Source organism: Terriglobales bacterium, from assembly GCA_035567895.1.
Classification (GTDB): domain Bacteria; phylum Acidobacteriota; class Terriglobia; order Terriglobales; family Acidobacteriaceae; genus Gp1-AA112.
Genome location: DATMPC010000014.1, coordinates 64081 through 84380 on the forward strand (window position 1 = coordinate 64081; position 20300 = coordinate 84380).

Annotated in this window: 16 protein-coding genes and 1 tRNA gene; 6 read left to right on the forward strand and 11 right to left on the reverse strand. The window is 56.0% G+C overall.

The annotated features are described in order from the left end of the window. From VNX88_05065 to VNX88_05075, 3 genes are all read right to left on the reverse strand, one after another. Entirely contained in the window at positions 1-342 is a 342-nt protein-coding gene (locus VNX88_05065) for a hypothetical protein (GenBank protein HWY68012.1), read from the reverse strand. A 792-nt stretch (positions 343-1134) separates the two neighbouring features. After that, positions 1135-1353: a hypothetical protein gene (locus VNX88_05070; GenBank protein ID HWY68013.1), complete on the reverse strand. Its 219-nt coding sequence runs from the start codon at positions 1351-1353 to the stop codon at positions 1135-1137. Positions 1354-1479: 126 nt separating this feature from the next. Beyond that, on the reverse strand, positions 1480-3942 hold the full coding sequence (locus tag VNX88_05075; GenBank protein HWY68014.1) for an ABC transporter permease: 2463 nt from the start codon (positions 3940-3942) through the stop codon (positions 1480-1482). 332 nt (positions 3943-4274) lie between these two features. On the opposite strand from VNX88_05075, the gene VNX88_05080 reads away from it, so the two are divergent. From VNX88_05080 to VNX88_05095, 4 genes are all read left to right on the forward strand, one after another. Next, positions 4275-4673, forward strand: a complete 399-nt coding sequence (locus VNX88_05080; GenBank protein HWY68015.1) for a BlaI/MecI/CopY family transcriptional regulator — start codon at positions 4275-4277, stop codon at positions 4671-4673. Then, positions 4633-5598 carry a M56 family metallopeptidase gene (locus VNX88_05085; GenBank protein ID HWY68016.1) on the forward strand — a complete coding sequence of 322 codons (966 nt, stop codon included), beginning with the start codon at positions 4633-4635 and terminating at the stop codon, positions 5596-5598. The genes VNX88_05080 and VNX88_05085 overlap by 41 nt, the downstream gene beginning before the upstream one ends. Positions 5599-5678: 80 nt before the next feature. Next, positions 5679-7109 carry an amidohydrolase family protein gene (locus VNX88_05090; protein HWY68017.1) on the forward strand — a complete coding sequence of 477 codons (1431 nt, stop codon included), beginning with the start codon at positions 5679-5681 and terminating at the stop codon, positions 7107-7109. 21 nt (positions 7110-7130) lie between these two features. Next, entirely contained in the window at positions 7131-8375 is a 1245-nt protein-coding gene (locus VNX88_05095; GenBank protein ID HWY68018.1) for a hypothetical protein, read from the forward strand. Positions 8376-8584: 209 nt separating this feature from the next. On the opposite strand, the gene VNX88_05100 is transcribed toward VNX88_05095, so the two are convergent. After that, complete coding sequence (locus VNX88_05100) at positions 8585-8707, reverse strand: hypothetical protein (GenBank protein ID HWY68019.1); 123 nt, start codon at positions 8705-8707, stop codon at positions 8585-8587. A gap of 448 nt (positions 8708-9155) precedes the next feature. Next, a complete protein-coding gene (locus tag VNX88_05105; protein HWY68020.1) occupies positions 9156-10673 on the reverse strand; it encodes an FAD-binding oxidoreductase in 1518 nt (505 codons plus the stop codon). A gap of 687 nt (positions 10674-11360) precedes the next feature. Between VNX88_05105 and VNX88_05110 the strand changes: the two genes are divergently transcribed. Further along, positions 11361-11846 carry a hypothetical protein gene (locus VNX88_05110; protein ID HWY68021.1) on the forward strand — a complete coding sequence of 162 codons (486 nt, stop codon included), beginning with the start codon at positions 11361-11363 and terminating at the stop codon, positions 11844-11846. A 569-nt stretch (positions 11847-12415) separates the two neighbouring features. Beyond that, entirely contained in the window at positions 12416-13639 is a 1224-nt protein-coding gene (locus VNX88_05115; GenBank protein ID HWY68022.1) for a cellulase family glycosylhydrolase, read from the forward strand. A gap of 476 nt (positions 13640-14115) precedes the next feature. Here VNX88_05115 and VNX88_05120 read toward each other — a convergent pair. The 6 genes from VNX88_05120 to VNX88_05145 form a co-directional block, all read right to left on the reverse strand. After that, a tRNA-Phe gene (locus VNX88_05120) sits at positions 14116-14191 on the reverse strand. 466 nt (positions 14192-14657) lie between these two features. After that, a complete protein-coding gene (locus VNX88_05125) occupies positions 14658-15803 on the reverse strand; it encodes a PilT/PilU family type 4a pilus ATPase (GenBank protein HWY68023.1) in 1146 nt (381 codons plus the stop codon). A 38-nt stretch (positions 15804-15841) separates the two neighbouring features. Beyond that, complete coding sequence (locus tag VNX88_05130) at positions 15842-16462, reverse strand: SPOR domain-containing protein (protein HWY68024.1); 621 nt, start codon at positions 16460-16462, stop codon at positions 15842-15844. Between the two features lie 8 nt (positions 16463-16470). Next, a complete protein-coding gene (locus tag VNX88_05135) occupies positions 16471-17253 on the reverse strand; it encodes a slipin family protein (protein HWY68025.1) in 783 nt (260 codons plus the stop codon). 118 nt (positions 17254-17371) lie between these two features. After that, on the reverse strand, positions 17372-18682 hold the full coding sequence (locus tag VNX88_05140) for a nodulation protein NfeD (protein HWY68026.1): 1311 nt from the start codon (positions 18680-18682) through the stop codon (positions 17372-17374). Next, positions 18679-20226: a tetratricopeptide repeat protein gene (locus VNX88_05145; GenBank protein ID HWY68027.1), complete on the reverse strand. Its 1548-nt coding sequence runs from the start codon at positions 20224-20226 to the stop codon at positions 18679-18681. Before VNX88_05145 ends, VNX88_05140 begins: the two co-directional genes overlap by 4 nt. Positions 20227-20300: the final 74 nt, after the last annotated feature.

Here is a 20300-nt window from a genome sequence, read left to right on the forward strand (position 1 = left end):
TTACACTCCTTTCAGCGCACCAACCGCTCGCCGCAGCACCTGCTTCTGAGTTTCACTCAGGTCTTCCTGCTCTCCCTTGTCAAACAGGAACATGAGATAGACCTCTTCGTCACGCTCCAGGAAGTAGTACATATAGCGAAATCCTCCACGCTTTCCCTTGCCTCTCCCGGGATTCTCAACCCGAGCCTTGCGGATTCCAGCCAGGCCGGGTACTACCGAACCACGTTCGGGATTTCGCAGGAGATCTTCCTGAATCGCGAGCAGAACATTCTCAGCGTGGTCCTTTGCGAGCCGGTACAGCCTTTCTGTAAACACCCGAAACTCGATAAAGATCACGATCAACTATACCACAGAGTAGGATAGATGCAAAGGCGCAGGAGACAGGTTACAGGGGACAGAGAAGGATCGGGTGATCGGGTGAAGTGAAGTCAGAACCGTTCGCGGTAGCGGATGGGTGAAGTTAACTACGGATTGGCGAACAGAATCCGGTGACCGGGCCAAGGCCAACCCGAGATCCTTCGACTTCGCTCAGGACGTGAAGTGAACGGCCAACGGAAAACCAGGGGATAGGGGACAGGGAACAGGGAAACGCAAGCGGCGTTTCAGGTTTCAGGTTTCGAGTTTCAAGAAGGAACAGCGATTGGCTAAACCAACTGCAACGGCAAAACAACAACGACCTGTCCCCATTTCCTGAACTTAATTTCCACAGCGAGCGACGGTAAGAACCTTGACTCTTTCTAGCGAGTCGGGGTACCACGGAAGAGGAGATCGACAATCGCTTCGCAGCTTCGGCGTCCGGAGCTTCGCAGCTTGGCTCCGCTTACAAGAAAGGGAGGCGCAGAACGATGACGGTCCTAGGCTTCACGAGTCCTGGCATTCACTGCAATTTCACTGTTAATTCACTGCCCCTTCCGGGCCCCCCAGTGTTTATGCGGGTTTCGCGCGAAAATTCGTTTTCACTGTTAAATTCGCTGATATTTTCGCTGTTAATTCACTGTTCAGTGCCTGATCAGCGTATTAACAGCGAATCGGCAGTAGCTCCGAAGCTGCGCAGCTTCGAAGCTATCTCACGCAAAAACGAAAACCCCAGCCTTGCGGCTGGGGTTTTCTGCGAGGGCCCCGGGCTCCTCGCTGTTAGTGGAAGTAGATTTGTATGCGAAAAACCAAGGCGCGCGAATGCAGCACATTCGTGGGAATACTGACAACCGTCATCAACATGGGATGACCGAGGGGGCCACCACCGGGGATGAGCAGCGTGACTCGCGGCCGCGTGTCCCAATTCGCGAAATTCGAGACAAGGGCCAGAAGTAAGCTTGCACAGATGATCAGAATCAGTCTGAATTTATTGCTCACACCGAATCCGCTCTTCCGAACACCGTCCCGATTCGATCATTTCGCAGTCCGAGGGGGCAAGGTCTCTCGAAAAAACAGCTAGGTTGGACGTAATTTGGTCGTGAAAGAAAGCGAGGTTCTGGGCATTTACTCGTGTCGCAGGCTCACCATGGGATCGACTTTCATCGCCCTTAGCGCTGGAACCAGACATGCCACAGCTGCCAGGCCGACAATCAATGCCGCCGCTGCAAAAAATGTCAGCGGGTCCGCAGGTGAAATGCCGAACACAAGTTGCGCCACAGCTCTTCGGAAAGCCCACGCGCCTAGAAGTCCCACAGCCGCCCCAATGCTTGCCATGCCGATTCCCTGCTGAATAACCAGTCTCAGGACATGCACGCGTTGTGCGCCTAGCGCCATGCGTACCCCAATTTCACTCGTACGCTGGGCAACGATGTACGAAACAACTCCGTACACTCCGATTCCCGCCAGCGCCAATCCGAAAACTGCGAACAGCGCCAGCAACCCGGTGGTGTATCGACGATCTGCCGTTTGCTGCGCGATCAGTTGGTCCATCGTTGCAACTTCTGCGAACGGCAGGTTGGGATCGAGCGAATGAAGCTGGTGGCGAATGGACGCGGAAAGTTGCAACGGGTCCAGCGCAGTGCGGACGATCAAATTTTTGAACCCGACATTCAAATCGGGTGTCTGCCGAAATAGCGTGGTGAAATGCGGCATCGGCGGAAGCGCCGGACCTCGGTTCGTCGTGTTTCCGATTACACCCACGATTGTGAAAACCTCGTCGGGGGAGTTTCCGGGCCTCACCTGTTGTGCCCCGCTGATGCGGAGCTGCTTGCCTATGGGGTCTTCAGTCGGAAAATACTTGATCACGAACGCCTGATTCACTAAAGCGACACGCGAACTGGTCTCAGTATCCAAATCTGAGAAATTTCGGCCTTGGATCAGCGGAATTCCGAGCGTGTGCAGATAATGAGAATCGGTCGCGTTTCGGGCAGCAACCGGTGTGTCCTCAAGCCCCGAAACCGGACGGCCGTCTATAGTGAAGTTTTGCTTCCATTGATCATCCGGCGGGCTCGCCGCGGCTATTGTCGCGCCGAGCACTCCGGGCAGCTGCCGCACGCGCGATGCGTATTCGTCACAAAAGCGCGTAATGCTGGCGGTAGTGGGATAACGCATAGGTGGGAGGAACAGATGCGTTCTCAACAGATGATCTGGACGAAACCCGGTGTTCTGGTTTTGTAATCGAATCAGGCTCTGTATCAGCAAACCAGTTCCGATCACGAGCATTACTGCAAATGCGATCTCGCTCGCTACGAACACGCGCCCCAAGTGTTTTCGGCTCTGGCTGGCGGTATTGCTACGGCCACCTTCCTTAAATGCTTCCGCTGGACTGATTTTCAAATTGGTCAGCGCGGGCACGGTGCCGAAAATAAGGCTGCTGACTACGGATGTGAGAAATGCGAACGCGAGCACGCGATAATCAACAGTTACCGCAGCGAGCTGTGGCAATTGCGGGGGATGAACTCTGGCCACGGTAGCGCAACCCCACCACGCAAGAGCGCAGCCGGCCGCTCCACCAAGCAATCCGAGAGTTAGATTCTCGATTGTGAATTGCCAAATCAGCTCCGATCTCTGTCCGCCCAAGGCGGTGCGCACAGCGATTTCGCGGGTCCGTCCAGAATTCCGTGCCAGCAGCAGATTGGCAACGTTCGAGCATGCAATAAGAAGGATGAGAACAACCGCTCCCATGAGAAGATGCAGAACCGGACGCAAATTCCTGACCTGGTCTTCCTGCAAGGGCTGTAGCGTCACTCCTACTTCGCGGTCCACCGGATGTTGCGCCGCCAAACTGCCTGCGATGCGCGCAAGATCTGCGTCAGCCTGCTGAATCGTTACGCCACGTTTCAGACGGCCGATGGCGCCCCAGCCACGGTCCCCTCGCGAGCTTTCCGCCCAAACCGAATAGTTGCCATTCACGTACGGTACGAACGGCGTCCAGAGCTCGGTTTTGCCCTGCGGTGTCCCAACCCAGAAATCGGGAATTTCACCTGGCGTCACCCCAACAATGCTATAAGGCTCGTCGTTGATTCGGATCGTTCTGCCAAGGACCGCGCGATCCCCGTGAAAACGCGTCTGCCAGAAGCTGTAACTGATAATGGCTACGAAGTTTTTCCCCCAACGGTTCTCTTCATCTTCAAAAAGCCGGCCCATCAGAGGCTTGATGCCAAGGACTTCGAAATACTCCCCGGGAACCAGTCCGACGCGCATCTGTTCAGGTTCCGTCGACCCACTAGTGAAGCTGACGTTCTTTCTCCACACATCGTAAACTGCCATCTTTTCAAATGTGTGATTTTGGGCAGCAAAGTCGCGCAGATCTATCGGCGACGGACCGAGAACGGCGCCACTCTGCGTGGAAAAGATTCTTACCAGGCGGGCTGGATCAGCAAATGGAATGGGCCGGAGCAATACTGCGTTCAGCACCGCGAACATGGTTGTGCTTGCGCCGATCCCCAACGCAAGCGTAACGATGGCGATCGCCGCAAATCCCGGGCTCTTGCGCATCTGGCGCAGCGCATAGCGTAGCTCCTGCATGAGTCCCACGATGTCAGTCGTCCTTCAGCACAGTCATTGGCATACCGCTGACGGCCAATACCGAGCGAAAACCCTAGTGGCAAGAGTTTTACCAATCTAACGCAACGCGTAACTTCCTGAGAAGAAACGACAAGGAGAAACACTTTGTGGAACAATGACGCTTAGAAGTGTCCACCGTCAATTTTTAGGTGTCCGGAAGCGAACGGGTACCCCAAACTTTTTTCATCCAAATCTCTCGTCAGCGGCCCACGGGTTTTGCATTCCTTCGGATACCGAGCGGTTGTCTAGACTGCCGTTTCTTGTAGTAGGATTGCCGGAACGAGTAGGAGATCATGGAAGAGCTGCGTCTTTCAAAAGCCGAAACCCGCATTCTGGAGCAGTACTGGAAGCTGGGAACCGCATCGGTACGCGAGATTCTGGAAAGTCTGCCCGAGGACGAACGCGTGGCTTACACGACCGTGCAGACGCTCGTCTATAGGCTTGAGGAAAAGGGCGCATTGAAAAAGGTGAAGAAGATCGGCAACGCCCAACTCTTTGCGCCAGCCCTGAATCAGAGCCAATATCGAAGTAGACTCGTACGCGACTTGCTGGACCTGTTTGGCGGCTCGCCGCGTCTTCTCGTTTCCAATCTGCTAGAAAATGGCAGCCTTACCCTGCGCGACCTGAAGGCGCTGCAGGGTGCGGCCCGCAATGACAAGAATGCCCGCAGCCGCGGTGGCAAACATGCATGAGCATATTGCGCGTTCGATGTATTACTTCGGTGTCCACCTTCTGTATGCGTCAATTGTGGGCGCCGTAGCGTGGTTGCTTACATCCATCCGGGGCGCAAACGCCACCACGAAATACTGGATATGGGTCGCGACCGCATCCAATTTCTTTGTACCGGTAGGCGCAGTAATCGATAAGTTTTTGGCGTCGCAATTGACGTGGGCTAGACCGCTCGGTGCTATTGGCGGGCCGATATGGGATATGACTGAAGGCCCCAGGGCGGTTGAGCTTGCTGTGATATGGGTAACGGGCGGCTTCGCCATGTTAATGCGATTGATGTGGCGTATACGCAAAGAGCGTCGCGAAGACCGAGGTGCGGCCCGCTCGAGCGAAGGGAGCGTGACCTCCGGTTTCATAGCCGATGGCATCCCCGTGAGCTTCGACACCAGATATCACGGGCCCTCTGTCGGCGGTATCCTCTGGCCACACATCTTCCTTCCTTGGGGGATCGATCGGCTACTCGATCAGCGAGAGTTCGATGCTGTCCTGCTTCATGAACTGGCTCATGCGAGACGGCGCGATAATCTAATCCGTCTGCTCTACGAAGTTTCGCTGTGCGTTCTGTGGTTCCATCCGCTGCTCTGGCTCGCCGGTGCACGGATGGCACTCTATCGCGAGCTCTCCTGCGATGAATCTGTCATCGCGCGTGCGCAAGGACAAGCACTGGTTTCAGCGCTCGCCAAACTTGCTGCGCCCGAGCCATCGCTCTTTCTGCAAGCAACAGCCACTTCTCATCTGAGCGATCGCTTGGCCCAGTTGGCGGCTCGGCCATATGCAGCCCACCGCCCAACGAGCCTGATACTGGCATCGCTATTTGCCGCCGTGCTCGCGGCCGGCATCTTCCAAACAATCGCACACACCGCCTGCTGCTTCTTCCTGAAGCGATAACGTCTGATTTTTGAGTCGGGATGCTCGAATTGACGTCTCTACGTACCATGTAGTAGCGTTGCCTTACTGCGTAGGAGCCAATGTTGAGCGCAATCCGGATTTCTCTTTCGCAACTCTTGCAGTTAGTCGCAGAGGAGCGGTCAACTCGTATCAGACAGCTCGCGCTATTTTCCGTTTTAGTACTCGTGGCGTTGGTTTCAACGGCGCAATTGCGCGGCCAATCTGCAGCTCCCGTCACTCTGGTCAAAGCCGCCCGGCTGCTCGATCCGCGAACCGGCAAGGTGCTCTCGCCGGCCGCCGTTCTGAGCGAAGGAGACAAAATTAAGCAGGTTGGGTCGCCTTCGCAGCTCAGCGCTCCGGCCGGCGCCCAGACGATCGATCTCGGCAGCGAGACATTACTGCCAGGGTTGATTGACAGCCATACACACCTGTTTCTCGGCATCATTGTGCCGCCGGAACTGGAACAGCAGCGCCATTCGAACGGACTGTTCGCTCCGGGGTTGTTGCTCGCTCTCATTGAGTCACCAAGCAAGCGCGTGCTGATGGGCGCGCAATCAGCTCGCGAAGACTTGGAGAGCGGCTTCACCACAGTCCGCAATCTCGGACACTCCGGTATTGACGGCGACACCGAGCTGCGCGACGCGATCAATGCAAGGCGCGTTCCCGGTCCAAGGATCCTCGCCGCCGGACGCAAACTCATCACCAGAGGTTCGTACGTCCAAAATCTAAATCCCAGTCTGGCTGACGCAATCCTGCAGCAGGAATTTTTGCTGATTGATGGAGCAGACGAGGCGCGGCGGGCGGTGCGGCGGAACGCATTCCAAAACGTCGATGTGATCAAGGTCACGGCCGATGAGAACCTGACCGTTGCCGAACTTACAGCCGTCGTCGAAGAAGCACACCGGGAGCACCTCAAGGTTGCCGTTCATGCGGTAGACAGGGTCAGCATACAAACCGCCATCGATGCCCGGGTAGATTCCATTGAGCATGGCAATGATGTAACCGACGAGCAACTGAAGCAGATGCGCGACGCCGGCATTTTCCTCGACCTGACACCGACATTCAACGACTTCTTCTACATGAAAATTGCCGAGCCGAGCATAGTCATCTCGCGCGGTTCCCGCACTGACGCTGTTACTAGCAATGCACGCCGCAAACAGTCCTACGATCAGTTGGTCGAGCGAGTGCTGAAGTCAGGCGTGAAGTTTGCCGCTGGCTCGGACATGTGTTGGTTTTACCCGGGAAAGTCGCGCGGGCAAGCGAGCGCTGCGACCTTGGTCAAGCTGCGCGACGCAGGAATGCCGCCTCTTGACGTGGTTCGTGCCATCACCAGCAATGCAGCCGAAATGCTCGGCTGGCAGGACCGCATTGGGGCCATCGAACCAGAAAGATTTGCAGATCTGATCGCTTTTGCCGGAGACCCGGTCGCCGATATCGCCGAATTGGAACATGTCGTCTTTGTGATGAAAGGCGGCGAAGTTATCAAAAATGACGCTGCGCGGTCGCGGTAAGCGGTGAATTGGAGAGAGCGGATGAGGAAACATGTGGGCGTGTTTGCACTGACGTTCATCATAGGTTGTGTTGCTTTTGCGCAGAACCCTGCAGCACGGATCGTCGATCTGAAGGCTGCCGACGGCACACCGTTGAAGGCCACCTACTTTGGCGCAGCGAAGCTCGGCCCCGGTGTGCTGCTGCTGCATCAGAACACCCGCACGCGCAAGTCTTGGGAACGCGTAGCCCGGCAGCTCGCTGCCGCAGGAATCAACACGCTGACGCTCGATCTGCGCGGGTTTGGCGAAAGCGGCACGCTCTTGGCAAAACTCACTGACGATGAGCGCAGTAAGTACCGGCGCGCCTGGCCGGACGATGTTGACGTCGCATTTGAATATTTGAGCTCGCAGCCAAGCGTTGATCACAACCTGATTGGGGCAGCAGGAGCAGGTTGGCTCGGGGTCGATAACGCCGTCGAGGTTGAGCGGCGCCACTCGGCCCTAAAGTCGCTTGTACTGATGTCGGGCGAAACAATGCGCGACGGCTTGCAGTTTCTTCATCAGGCGTCGCAGCTACCTGAGCTCTTCGTCTTCTCCGACGATGATGAATACCCACCCACACAGGATGCTATGAAACTGCTTTATGCCACTTCGTCCAGCTCGAGCAAGCAGCTGGTGCATTACTCCCAAGCCGAGAACGCGCCCTGGCGCTGGTATGAGACCTCCGACGCCGAAAGCAGCGGCAAGGTTCGTGCCCGCGGCGGCCACGGGACGGACATGTTTCAGGTCCATCCCGAGCTGCCAGGCATGATTGTCTATTGGTTTGTGACCACACTCATCAAGGTTCCAGGTCGCGCCCCCGCCGATACGCTCGCAGCAGCGACAGTCCTGAATCAGCTGCAGGAGCCGGGCGGAGCGGCTCAAGTCACGAAGCAATTGTTGGAAGCCCGGCGCAAAGATCCTCAGGCCCAGTTGTGGCCCGAGGTCGCGGTTGACATCATCGCTGAGGACTATCAGCGCGCTGGCGATGTCAAGAATGCAATTGAGGTCTTCGAGCTGAATCTCCTCGCTTATCCCGATTCCGCCGACGCCCGCTCTAACCTTGCGGACGCCTATTTGGCAGACGGCCAGAAGGATCTCGCACGGCAATATGCCGAAAAGGCATTGACGATGATCGACTCCCATAAAACGGCGGTATCTTCCTGGTCTGACACTGAAGAGCGGCGAGGAGAGGTTCGTCGAGCCATCGAGAGTACGCTAGCTCAGGCGAACAAGGCGGAGCACTGAAACACATTCGATTGGCAGTTTCTCGATTGCCGACAATTTGACTGTGACGATCTAGGGAACACGCTAGGAAACAACCTCGAGCACAGGGAGGAGAAATTCTGATTTACGTCACTCGTCATGTAGCGCCACGAAGGGGTTTAGGCGCGCTGCTGGCAGGGCGGGAACCGCGCTGGCCAGCGCGGCGATCACAGCTACGCGCACGCTGGCGATCAGAAGAGTCGCAGGATCGGTAGGAAAAGGAGAGAGAGCGCTGCCGGTCCGAGGGCCGCGACCAATCCAATTCCAGCACGTATTCCCACGCCAGACATTGCGGCGTCGTCTTTCATGATCATGCCGAGGATATCTCCACGATCCGCCCGAGAACGATGCGAATGCCGATTTCGCAGGTTCTGCGCGCGGCCATTTAGGAAATGACTCCATAGAGTCCCACAATGGCGAGCACAATCGCAAGTGCGCCAAAGAAGAAGCCGGCCAACATGGCCATCAGGCACAAAATGGGATTGCAAAGGAAGCGCTCCAGGTTTCACTGACTCTTAATCAGTAGGCTGAAGGTTCGATTCCCTCCGCGCTCACCAAACCCAGTATTCATGAGGGTTTCCGCCGCATTGGACATCAGTCGTCGTAACAAAGTTTCGTAACAACCGATAACGACTGGCCGCAATTGGCTGTGCAAACAAGCAACTTTAATCCGCTGATCCTTAAATCGTCGGTTGAAGGTTCAAGACACCATTGCACACATGCCGGTCTGCGGAGGTCGCAGCGAACGCCATCTCGAAGGCGCTAAGTGGGACGGATATTTCGGTTTAGATGATAGAAGTTGTATGGGTCGTACTTTCTCTTCAATGACGCGAGCCTCGCATATGACGAGGCATAAGATGCGCGAACGGCGGATGGACTGTCACAGCTGAGGTAATTGATGTAGGTTCCTGCGCTGGAATGAGACTTCATGTCGGCGTGGCACTTGTCCACCCACGCCATGGCGGCTTCGGCGTCTGACGGCTCATACCAGCCCATATCGAAGAAATACGTAGCTTGGCCCGTTCTCCGCGGCAATGGGCTCTCCGCTTCCCCCGCCCGACTGACTTCGCCGTGGATGTAATGACCGATGCCAATGGACCATCCAAATGGCGCATTCAGCACGGTGTTCGCCATCGCGTCGGCGCCGGCATCGCTCAGTTGCTCCCATGAACCTCCTCTCCAGTAGTCGAAACAACGACGCTTGGCCGAAGGTGGAGGCGCCGCAGTCTCAGAAAACAATCGGCGGCCGAACTCCGGCCCTGGGCGGTCGATGAGATGACTATAGGGGACAATTCCCATCGCGTCCGCTAGCGGCCCGAATTCGCGAAGCGGGCGCAGCACGCGGTTGCCGTCCGTAGGATCGCCGCTCCAGCATGCGGTCGCCAAAACCGTCGGCTTACCGAGCACTCGAATGCTGAGCTCGACCGTGAGTCCGTCGGGTGCCTGCTTCATGAAGTCGCGGTAAAAGCGAAGGAATGCCGCGATGTCGCCCCGGTACGCTGCCACCCCGCCAAAGACTTGCGTGACAGGATGCAGCCTAAGTGTCATTGAAGTCACGACTCCAAAATTTCCGCCGCCACCCTTGACCGCCCAAAACAGATCCGGATTTTCGTCTGCACTGACGTGCAGAGTGTTGCCATCAGCAGTAACCAGTTTCGCGTCGACCAGATTGTCACAGGCCGCCCCGTGTTTGCCGGCGAGCCAGCCCAGGCCACCTCCGAGTGTCAGCCCGGCAACGCCGATGCCCGGATGACACCCTAGGGCTGCAGCCAGTCCGTAGGGCTCTGCGGCGGCGCTCAACTCCCCCGCGCGCACTCCCGCCTGAACTGTCGCCGTCCGGCGCTGAAGATCAACGTTGACCTGCTTCATTCGAGATAGTTCAAAGACGATGCCCCCCTCGCACGTTGAAGCCCCAAGCACGTCAAAACCGCCGGCCCGGATGGAGGCTTCCAGCTCATGTTCCCGCGCGAAGCGTACGGCACGGACCACGTCATCATGATTCGCGCAGCGCACTACGAGCTGCGGGCGCCGATCGGTCGTTGGATTAAAGCTTTCCACTCTTCGCGCGACGTCGTAACTCGGATCAGACGGTAGGACGATATCGCCCTCAAATTGCTGACGGAGCTTCGCCAGCGCATAAGAAATCGCCGATTGATTCCGCTCCGCCGACCATGCGAGAGCAAAACGATGACAGGGGAGAAACAGCGTTTGGATAAGAGAAACAGAAGTGATTTTCAGAAACCTGCGGCGGTTCGCAACCATGCAGATCAGACGCGCCATCGTCTTATTCGTTACCGAGCGCGGAAGTCCTCAAACATTTCTGTATACGATTATCTGCGATCTGATCCGTTCTCCTCTGGAGTATCGGCGTTGCTCCCGCCGTACGACTCGAGCGTGCTTCAATCTCAGACGCGCTCCACGGATCGAGCGCTGCTAAAAGGCCGACAACGAAAAAAGTCCGCACCACGACTCTCCATAGGCGAACGCACCAGAGTTGGCGAACAACCTAGTCATCCAAACCGGCGTCTTGCAGAGGTCGCGGAAGTAGTGGTGGGGCGGTGGGATTGACATTGGCTATCTTGCGGCAATTGTTGAGGGGCGGCCACACGCACGACAAGCAACAATGGCCACGAGGTCGGCACCTGCGTAACGTTACTTGGCGGCAGCAGCTCGGACTGCCGGTCAGAGAATAGCTGTCATTCTTGAGGCAAACGCTGGTACGGCGCGAGAAGGGCTTCACGACCTGCGCCTGTGGATTTGCATCGCATAACATTCCGGAGAGATGAAAGTAGTGCGACTGCGCGCCAGGTCTCACAATTCTTGGGTGCGATCAGCCCGGGAGGCGCAGACTTGTCGTAGCGCGAACTGCGCAAAAATATTCGCGACTGGCTTCAGAAAATGTGATAGATGTGACACACTCATTTTGGTGAATCATCATCGCCTCTGACGTGTGCTCCGGAGACCGGTTTGGCCGTACGCACTTTTCCACCATCGGCACGAAAGCCTATAGCCGCACTTTGGTTTGCGGCGTTTGCGGCTCTCGCTGCCTCCCTGTTTTTCCTTCGGGTGGTGATGGCACCTCACGCCGTCATTTTGTATGTTGTATTGCCTTCTTTCGCTGCCGGGATTGCCGGGTATAGCTGGGGCGGAGCCATTTTGGATTCATCCCGAGTCCAGAATTATGGCCAGACCGTGCTGCGAGGTCTTATAGTCGGCGGCGCGACGTTCGTGATTTTTGCCGCGCTCTATGCTTGTGGGCTTCCACTGTTGGAATGGCGATGGTCTTTGGGACGGGTGGGAAGTCTCTTCCTATTGACTCTCATGCTGGGAATTCTTATGGGCGGGCCACTTGTTGCTATCACCGGCATGACTGCCGCAGTCACTCTATTCAGACTCGGCCACCATTTCTTTGCTGAAAGTGACGGCCGAGTTTCTGAAACCAGCATCGTGTAGACTGCCCCCGCGAACTATTGCGTCCCGTCAATCGGCAAATATGCCTTTGGCACGCGATCCACTTTCAAAGCGCTTCAGCCCACTTCTAAAAGTCTTTCGCGTAATACCGGGATCCTGCGGTGTCGCATCGACCTCTTCTTGATCCCTTGGTACCTACGCAAGGGGTCAATCCACGGCGGCATTGATAAGAAAGCCGGAATTTTCCTGATCTCTTCTCCAGCGGAACTCCCAAACCTTTCCTTTCTTGCGCGCCCACTTCAAACTCCCTTACTGACAACTCGTGCGCCTCATTTTTCTCCTTTGTTGAGACCGACACGGTATCGTGTGGCAGGGGAAACGCCGGACAACGCGATCCCGGCGGAATATCTGAAGAAATAGTCCCGCCGTTCGTCCCTTGGGTGCTGGTTGACGAGGCGTTATGGCTTACGTCCAAAGCACAACTCAACTCGGTTCCTGTAAGAGATTGTGCAACTTCGCTCCGAATCGAGATCGCCGAAGCCCACCTGACGAAAACCGCCCCAGGTGGGGCATGCTGCGGGGAATAGTGTAGGCTTTTGACCAAGACAATCATGTCGAATTCGAGAATCCTGCTGCAGGTTCTTCTTGTTCTTGCGATGCTTTCCCAAGCAAGAGCGCAGTTCGCGCACGCCGACCACAAACAGATCGTGGATGCAGCCGGTAAACCGCTGCTGATTCGGGCAACCAATTTGGGAAATTGGTTGCTGCCGGAAGGGTACATGTGGTTGTTCGAAGGCGGACCGCAATCGCCGAGTGAGATCCATACGCTGTTGTTCGAACTGCTTGGACCTGAAGGTTCAGCTGCGTTTTGGACGAAGTACCGCCAGAACTACATCACTCGAGAGGACATTGCGTTCCTCCATCGGGCCGGCTTCAACGCGATTCGCGTCCCAATGCACTACGGCCTTTTCGAGAACGATGACGCGGAGGGTTTCAAGCTGTTGGACAGCTTAATCTCCTGGTGCCGCGCCGAACGCTTGTATGTGATTCTCGACATGCATGCTGCCCCGGGCGGTCAGACCGGCACGAACATCGATGACAGCGGCGGTTATCCATGGCTGTATCAGAGTCCGCAAGAGCAGGAGCACCTGATTGCCATCTGGCGGCGCCTGGCGACGCACTACAGCGAGGAACCGGCTGTGCTCGGATACGACCTGCTGAATGAACCGATCCCACACTTTCCCGAGCTGCGACTTTTGAACCCCTCGCTGGAACCGCTGTATAAGAAGCTTGCAGCCGAGATCCGAAAGGTCGATGTCCACCATATTCTCTTTCTCGGCGGCGCGCAGTGGGACAGTAACTTTTCCGTTTTCGGGAGACCCTTCGATGCGAACGTCGCCTATACGTTTCACAGATACTGGACAGCGCCGGATGAAAGCGTGCTGCGGCAGTACATCAATTTTCGTGATCGCTATGACGTGCCGATCTGGTTGGGCGAATCCGGAGAGAATACGGATGACTGGATCGCCACGTTCGTAAAATCCCTCGAAGCTAACAACATCGGCTGGGCTTTTTGGCCCTACAAGAAGATGGAAAAGCTATCGGCGGTAGTCAGCATTGTCCCGCCGGTCGACTGGGCAACAATCGTGAGATTCGCAAAGCTTCCGCGTGAGACCGCACACGTCCAAGACAGGCTGAAGGCCCGCCCTGAACAGGAGAAGATCAACCGTGACTTCAGCGAGCTAGTGGAGAACGTCCAGCTGCAAAAATGTCGTGTGAACGAGGGCTATCTAAAAGCGTTGGGGATGAGATCGGAATCCCTTTCTGGGAAATGATTGAAATAGCCTCGGTAGATATTCCCAGACCGCGGCGCTACGAGTAATTAGATTCGGTTTCCCGTGTGGGTACTCACGGGCCGATAAAGACGCCCAGTTTCGATACCACAATCAAGCCATTGGCGATTCAACTGTTCTGTTTTGCAAAAATCCTCTCATTTCATCAGGTCGATCCCCAATAGCCGGGATTACCTTGCTGAAGCGTAGAAGCTTGTTGCACTCGCGCGTGTCATCGCCAATGGCTCGTCAATGCCTGCATATATAAGGATGAGCATAAGGATGAATGCCCGTGCAGCGCTTGCCAAATACTTTTACCTAATGTGGTCGACGCCAAAGGCTTCTGGGCTGCTATCTGCCACAGCACATGTCTCTTGTTACCAGAGACGTAGAGGCATTCATGATCGAGGCGGCCCAATCGACGATACCGGAAGCGGAGCATTAAGAAGGGAAGGAAGTTATACAATGCGCAGTAGTTATGGTGGCCAGGGAGGGAATCGAACCCCCGACGCCAGCCTTTTCAGGGCTGCGCTCTACCATCTGAGCTACCTGGCCAATCTGGATTTGCAACTACAGGTTGGGAGCGTCGAGCCACGACCCTCATGGAATTATAACAATCCGCGCGGTGATGAGGGCAGGTTGAAGCTGGGAATGAAGAAAGAGGCGTAAATGCTTTGGATAAGCTGTTCATTCTCTGGCTTCGAGGTTCAGCTTCCATGTTGCCGACGGTCTCAACCGTTTGCGGTTGGTAATACCTTTGGTAGTTGCTAATCACCAGCCTGATTAGGGACGTGGGGCCGTGATTTAGTCATGGCCACGGACGAGCAGTCCGCGAATCTGACTCCGTTTGAGCGGTGAACAACCAACTTTCACCGGAAGACATCAGAGTTAATATGCGGCATGATGTATAGGGCTCCAGCCGCCGATCGTTGCGATTGAGTAAAAACGCTCTGCCAACCAGCAGGGCATTTTTATTCTTTGGGCGCAAAATCAGCGGGTGGCACGGCCTCCACAAGAGGCTCTAGGCTTCGGTCTCTTCGTAATCGGAGAGGGAAAGGTTCAGGTTGCCGGCATTTGTTGCGTAGCCGATGGCCGCGGCCTTGGTGATGATGCCGTCGCGGACCATCTTCTCCAGCACGCCGTCGAAGTGCTGCATGCCTTCGAGTTCGCCGTCTTTCATTGCGTCGTGTAGCGACTGCCCATCCTTCTCGCCATTCTGAACGTAATCACGCGTACGCATGGTGGACTTGAGAATCTCGATAGCGGCAATGCGTCCATGGCCGTCTTTGCGTGCCAGCAGGCGTTGAGAAACGATGTAGCGGAACGATTGCGCCAGTCGGTTACGGATGGCGGTCTGCTCACTTACCGGAAACTCTCCAATAATGCGCTCCACGGTCTTCGGAGCGTCGATCGTGTGCAAGGTCGAAAACACCAGGTGACCGGTTTCGGACGCTGTCATGGCGATCTCGATGGTTTCGCGGTCGCGCATCTCGCCAACGAGAATCACCTTTGGAGCCTGGCGCAGGGCTGCCCGCAAGGCTAGCGCAAATGTAGGCGTATCGCTGTGCAACTCGCGCTGATGAATCGTCGACTTGCCATGCGGGTGCATGAACTCAATCGGATCTTCGATGGTGACGATGTGATACGCCTTGGTCTCATTGATGAGGCGAATGATGGCTGCGAGTGTGGAAGACTTTCCCGAACCTGTAGGACCAGTCACCAGGACGATTCCGTTCTTAAGCGCCGCAACGTCCTTCAGTTGCGGCGGCAGCTTAAGGTCTTCGAAAGACGGAATCACCATCGGAATCGTGCGCATGACAACCGCGTACGTTCCCCGCTGACGAAAAACGTTGACGCGAAATCGTGCCAAATCGGGAATGCTGTATGAGGTATCGCAAGCCCCGTCGTTTCTTAGAAAGTCTGCGGCACGCTTGTTCGTTCCAATGAGGTCAGCGGCCAGTCTCGCAGTATCTTGCGCCGAGAGGACGGGAAGTCCGGGCACGACCACCAACTGTCCACCCAATTCAACTTGCGGAGGACGATGCGGCGAGATGATCAAGTCGCTGACTTTGGCATTGAACTTCACCATTGCCGTAATCAATGCGGGAGTGGGGATCGCAGCAGCGGGCTGAGGAGCGGTTGGGGCAGTCGTCGGCGTAGTCGCCATTCAAATGTACCTTCTTGGGAGCTTTAAGTTTGTCCGGACTACTTCTTGACTATCGCGTTGTATCCATCGCCTGCGAGCTTGCTCTTGATTGCTTCAGCGTCCTTCAATTCCGCGAATGGTCCAACCTGTACGTGGTAAAGGTTGTCGACATTCGTTCCCGGAGCAACGAACACGGGATAGTTCTTTCTGCGCAGAGCCGCGACTAGGACGTCCGCGTCTTCTTGCTTAGTGACCGCTGCAACTTGCACCGTGATATTGCCACTAGGAGCCGACTCCGACTCGGGGGTGGTCGGTGGTTTCGTGTTAGCTGCTGTAGGCGACGACACCGTCGGTCCTGACTGAGTATTGGCCGATGAGGTCTCATCATTAGCTACTGGCGACTGCACTGGAGGCGCCTGCTCCGCCTGCGAACTTGCGCTGACGTCGGGAGTAGAGGCGGCTACCACTCGCGGAGAGCTCACCGTAACACCCGCGCCAGTCTTGGCGCCGGACGGATTCGCAGCCGTGGCAGTTCCGTTCTGGAGCGCCATGGGACCCGAGTTTCGGCCCAGCGCGTAACCCAGGCCAAAAAAAGTTCCGCAAATTGCCACGAGAACGAAGAAAATGGCCAGCAATTTTCCCGTTCCCAATATGATTTCTGTATCCTGCTGTTCCGACATCCAATCCTCTACGATTGCGCAGACTTAACAGTTTGCGCGTGCGCTTCCAAAATCTTGTTCAGGCTGCTCATCAGCTCAATCGGCAGTGGGAACACGATGGTCGTGTTCTTCTCAACGCCGATCTCAGTCAAAGTCTGCAGATAGCGAAGTTGCAGCGTCATCGGCTGAGTTGACAAAACCTGTGCGGCGTCCGCGAGCCGCTGCGCGGCTGAGAACTCGCCTTCGGCGTGAATGATCTTCGACCGCTTTTCGCGCTCAGCCTCGGCTTGCTTAGCCATGGCGCGAAGCATGCTCTCAGGCAGATCGACTTGCTTGACCTCTACGTTGACGACTTTCACACCCCAGGGCGCCGTGTGCTGATCGAGAATCGTCTGAATTCGCAGATTTAGCTTCTCGCGATGCGATAGGAGTTCATCAAGTTCGACTTCGCCGAGGACCGACCGCAGAGTCGTCTGCGCGAATTGGGAGGTCTGATAGACGTAATTCGAGACCTCAACCACCGCCTTATTCGGATCGATCACGCGCAGAAAGATGACCGCGTTTACTTTCAGCGTGACGTTGTCACGAGTAATGATGTCCTGGGGTGGAACCTCGAGGGCTTCCTGTCGAAGTGAGACGCGCACGATGCGATCAATCGGAGCGAAGACCAGGATCACGCCCGGACCCTTGGCAGTGCTCAGCAGGCGTCCGAGACGGAAGATAACTCCGCGTTCGTACTCCGCCAGAATCTTGATCGAACTAATCACGTAGAGCCCAACGATGATTGCGATTGCCGGAATTAGGTAGTCCAATTTCCTATCCTTTTCTTCTTCTTGCGCGAAGATACCTTGGGCAACTGGAGCGGATTTTAACCCAGGAGTTGTGTCGCCCGACTCAAGCATAAGCCTGAGTGGAAGTTACGAGAGTGTGCTATTTCAGAGTGGAACCAGCGGGTACACCCACTGAGACAGGTTCTACGGTAAGGACGAGGTCATGGATGCCGGTTACGCGGACCGGTTGGCCTGGCTCCGCGCCGGAAGGACAATAAGCGTTCCAGATCTCGCCATGCACGAACACCTTTCCCTCTGGCCGAAGGGGCGTTTGTGCCGTCCCCAGTTCTCCCATCAGGCCTTTTTCGCCGGTAACGACCTTGCCCCGGCGGGCTCGCACCGCGATATTCACCAGGAAGATCGTGAGCAGCCCAAAAGTGATGCTGACCGCAAACGCGGTAATTGGCTGGATTCGCATCTGTGGGATGGGTCCATCTACTAGCAACAGAGCGCCAAGGATCATCACTGCAATGCCGCCTACCCCGAGCGCGCCGTGCGTGGAAAACTTTGCCTCCAAAGCGAACAGGATGAACGAAGTCAGGATGAGCGCCACGCCTGCAAAGCGGATGGGCAGCAGATTGAGCGCGAAAACCGCCAGGACGACGAAGATGATCCCCACCACCCCAGGAACGATCGCGCCCGGATGATTGAACTCGGCATAGATTGCAGCCAGGCCAATCATCAGGATGAGAAAGGCAATATTCGGATCCATCAGGAACGAGAGGATCTGTTCCTTTACCGACATGTGGTAGTCCGTGATTTGTGCTCCCGTAGTGTGCAGAACTTGTGTTCGCCCGTCAAAACGAGTCACCGTCCTACCGTCGGTTTGCTTGAGAAGATCGGAAGAATCCTTCGCCACATAGTCGATCAGGTGCTGTTGCAGCGCTTCCTGGTCGGTGAATGATTTCGATTGCCGGACTGCACTCTCAGCAACCTCAACGTTGCGACCGCGCTTGGCTACGTAAGAGCGGATGAAAGCGGCAGAATCGTTTTCCAGCTTCTCCTTCATCACGGGATCCATGGTGACACCCATCAACACGGGATGGGCGGCTCCCGTGTTGGTACCGGGAGCCATCGCAGCAACGTCAGCGGCTTCCAGAATGTAGAAGCCTGCAGAGGCCGATCTGCTTCCGGTCGGGTAAACATACACAATCACAGGAACCGGCGACGCGAGCATTTTGGCGATAATGTCGCGCGTAGAATCGCTGAGTCCACCAGGAGTTCGGATTTCGATCAGCAAAGCCTGCGCATGCTGGTCGTCGGCTCGGGCCAGGCCTCGTTCGATGTATTCGGCCGAAACTGGATTGATGGTTCCGTCGATGACTACTCGGACTACGTCGGCGTGCGCCGATACAGAGGCGAGCACGAGGAGTAAAAGCGACAATCGCCACGAGCGGATTCTGCGCGTCATTGCTTGGCCCTCGGCGGGGTGTCGAGCCGGGAGGTAACTTGTTGTCTCAGTTGCAGGGCGGAACTGTTGGCTGGCTCGAGGCGAAGTGCCTGTGCCAGGTCCTGATTAGCGGCGTCCAGCTTGTTCTCTTTAAGATGTAGCTGGGCGAGAGCAACATAGGCATCCGGAGTTGGCCGGTCATGCAGCGATCGTTCCAATTCGGAACGAGCGCCTGCCAAGTCGTTCAGCGCGATTTGCGCATTCGCCAATCCCAAGCGCGCGTCGGAATTCTGCGGATCGAGGGCGAGCGCTCTGCGGAAGTGGTCGCGGGCTTCCTCGTAGAAGCCTTGCGACAAGCGCTGCCTTCCCTGATCTACATGCATGGCCGCATGCTTCTTTGGATCGGAGTTTGCCATCTGCGCTTCTTCCGCATTCTCCATGACAAAAGCAAGCTGCCTGAACGACGCCTCGTCATAGTTGCGCTTGATTCGTTCAAGCGGCGGGCGACTCGAAGACGCACTCGATATCGTTAGCGTTTGCAGGTAATTCCTGGCTTCGGTGTCTGAGGGCCGAAGGCTCAGCGTCTCCTTCAATTCGCGGACTGCTGCTTGCTTATCGCCGATTCGGGCAAGCGATAGGGCAAGGTTAAAGTGATAGTCCGGTTCCGTCGGATCCGCTGCCACTGCTTTTTTCAGATAGTCCAGCGAGCCGTACTTGTTTCGTCTAGCTTCAGCCACACCTAGGTTGTTGTAAACCTCAGTGAGTGGAAATCTGTCGGCCACAACTTTGAAGGCCTCCGCGGCGCGATCTACGTTGCCGCTGTAGTACGCGGCCAATCCCAGAAAGAAGTTCGCCTCCGCGGCATGTTTATCCGACTGCGGAATTTTTGCTAGCCAAACGACGGCAGAGGAGTAATCACGCTGGTCGAAGTAGGTTTTTCCTAACGCGAGAATGGCTACGCTGTAGTTTGGATTCAGGCGCACTGCTTCTTTCAGACGCCGGATCTTCTCGGTGTTGCTCGTGGCCACAACTCCACGTACGTAGTTCTCGAGCGCATCCAAACGGATATCCTTTGTGTCCGCGATGAAGTCCTGCTTGGTGGCTGCAAGTTCCGTCTGGATGACATGCATCAGGTCCCATGCAGTCGCGGCCTGAATGTCGATCAACTGCAGCAACGATCCCGATTCGACGACGAATGGCGACAAGTGCAGCCGGCGCATATCCAGCAACTGAGCTTTCGACGAGAAAGAATTGCCATCGTAGTTGTAGTTGCCCAGCACGACATAGTCGACGCCCATCTGCTCAGCGATTCTCAGCAACGTGGCGCGAGATAGTTGTGTGCTAGCGGGGATTCCGACTCTATCGAACGCGTAGAGGCGATCTTCCCGGCTGATCACAAAGATGGACGGAGACTGCATGCGCTGTCCCAGCACTTCAGAAAAGGCTTCGCCGATCCACTCCAGTCCGGGCGCCTTCGAATCATTGTGAAATGGCAGGATGAGCACTGTCCGGTTGCTCGTGGCCGCGAAGTCCGGAGTCTCCTTCGGCGCATTTGACGATTGCATAGACTGGGCAGTGGCGGAGCACAAAACCGCAGAAAATAAGGCTAAAACGAAGATAACGCGGAGCCGACTCAAGA

Bases quoted from the DNA above. Each gene is read 5' to 3' on its own strand.
- VNX88_05090 (HWY68017.1), top strand. From the start codon at position 5,679: ATGTTGAGCGCAATCCGGATTTCTCTTTCGCAACTCTTGCAGTTAGTC.
- VNX88_05085 (HWY68016.1), top strand. From the start codon at position 4,633: ATGACAAGAATGCCCGCAGCCGCGGTGGCAAACATGCATGAGCATATT.
- VNX88_05145 (HWY68027.1), bottom strand. From the start codon at position 20,226: ATGCAATCGTCAAATGCGCCGAAGGAGACTCCGGACTTCGCGGCCACG.
- VNX88_05130 (HWY68024.1), bottom strand. From the start codon at position 16,462: ATGTCGGAACAGCAGGATACAGAAATCATATTGGGAACGGGAAAATTG.
- VNX88_05095 (HWY68018.1), top strand. From the start codon at position 7,131: ATGAGGAAACATGTGGGCGTGTTTGCACTGACGTTCATCATAGGTTGT.
- VNX88_05105 (HWY68020.1), bottom strand. From the start codon at position 10,673: ATGGCGCGTCTGATCTGCATGGTTGCGAACCGCCGCAGGTTTCTGAAA.
- VNX88_05080 (HWY68015.1), top strand. From the start codon at position 4,275: ATGGAAGAGCTGCGTCTTTCAAAAGCCGAAACCCGCATTCTGGAGCAG.
- VNX88_05100 (HWY68019.1), bottom strand. From the start codon at position 8,707: ATGATCATGAAAGACGACGCCGCAATGTCTGGCGTGGGAATACGTGCT.
- VNX88_05115 (HWY68022.1), top strand. From the start codon at position 12,416: ATGTCGAATTCGAGAATCCTGCTGCAGGTTCTTCTTGTTCTTGCGATG.
- VNX88_05140 (HWY68026.1), bottom strand. From the start codon at position 18,682: ATGACGCGCAGAATCCGCTCGTGGCGATTGTCGCTTTTACTCCTCGTG.
- VNX88_05075 (HWY68014.1), bottom strand. From the start codon at position 3,942: ATGCAGGAGCTACGCTATGCGCTGCGCCAGATGCGCAAGAGCCCGGGA.
- VNX88_05125 (HWY68023.1), bottom strand. From the start codon at position 15,803: ATGGCGACTACGCCGACGACTGCCCCAACCGCTCCTCAGCCCGCTGCT.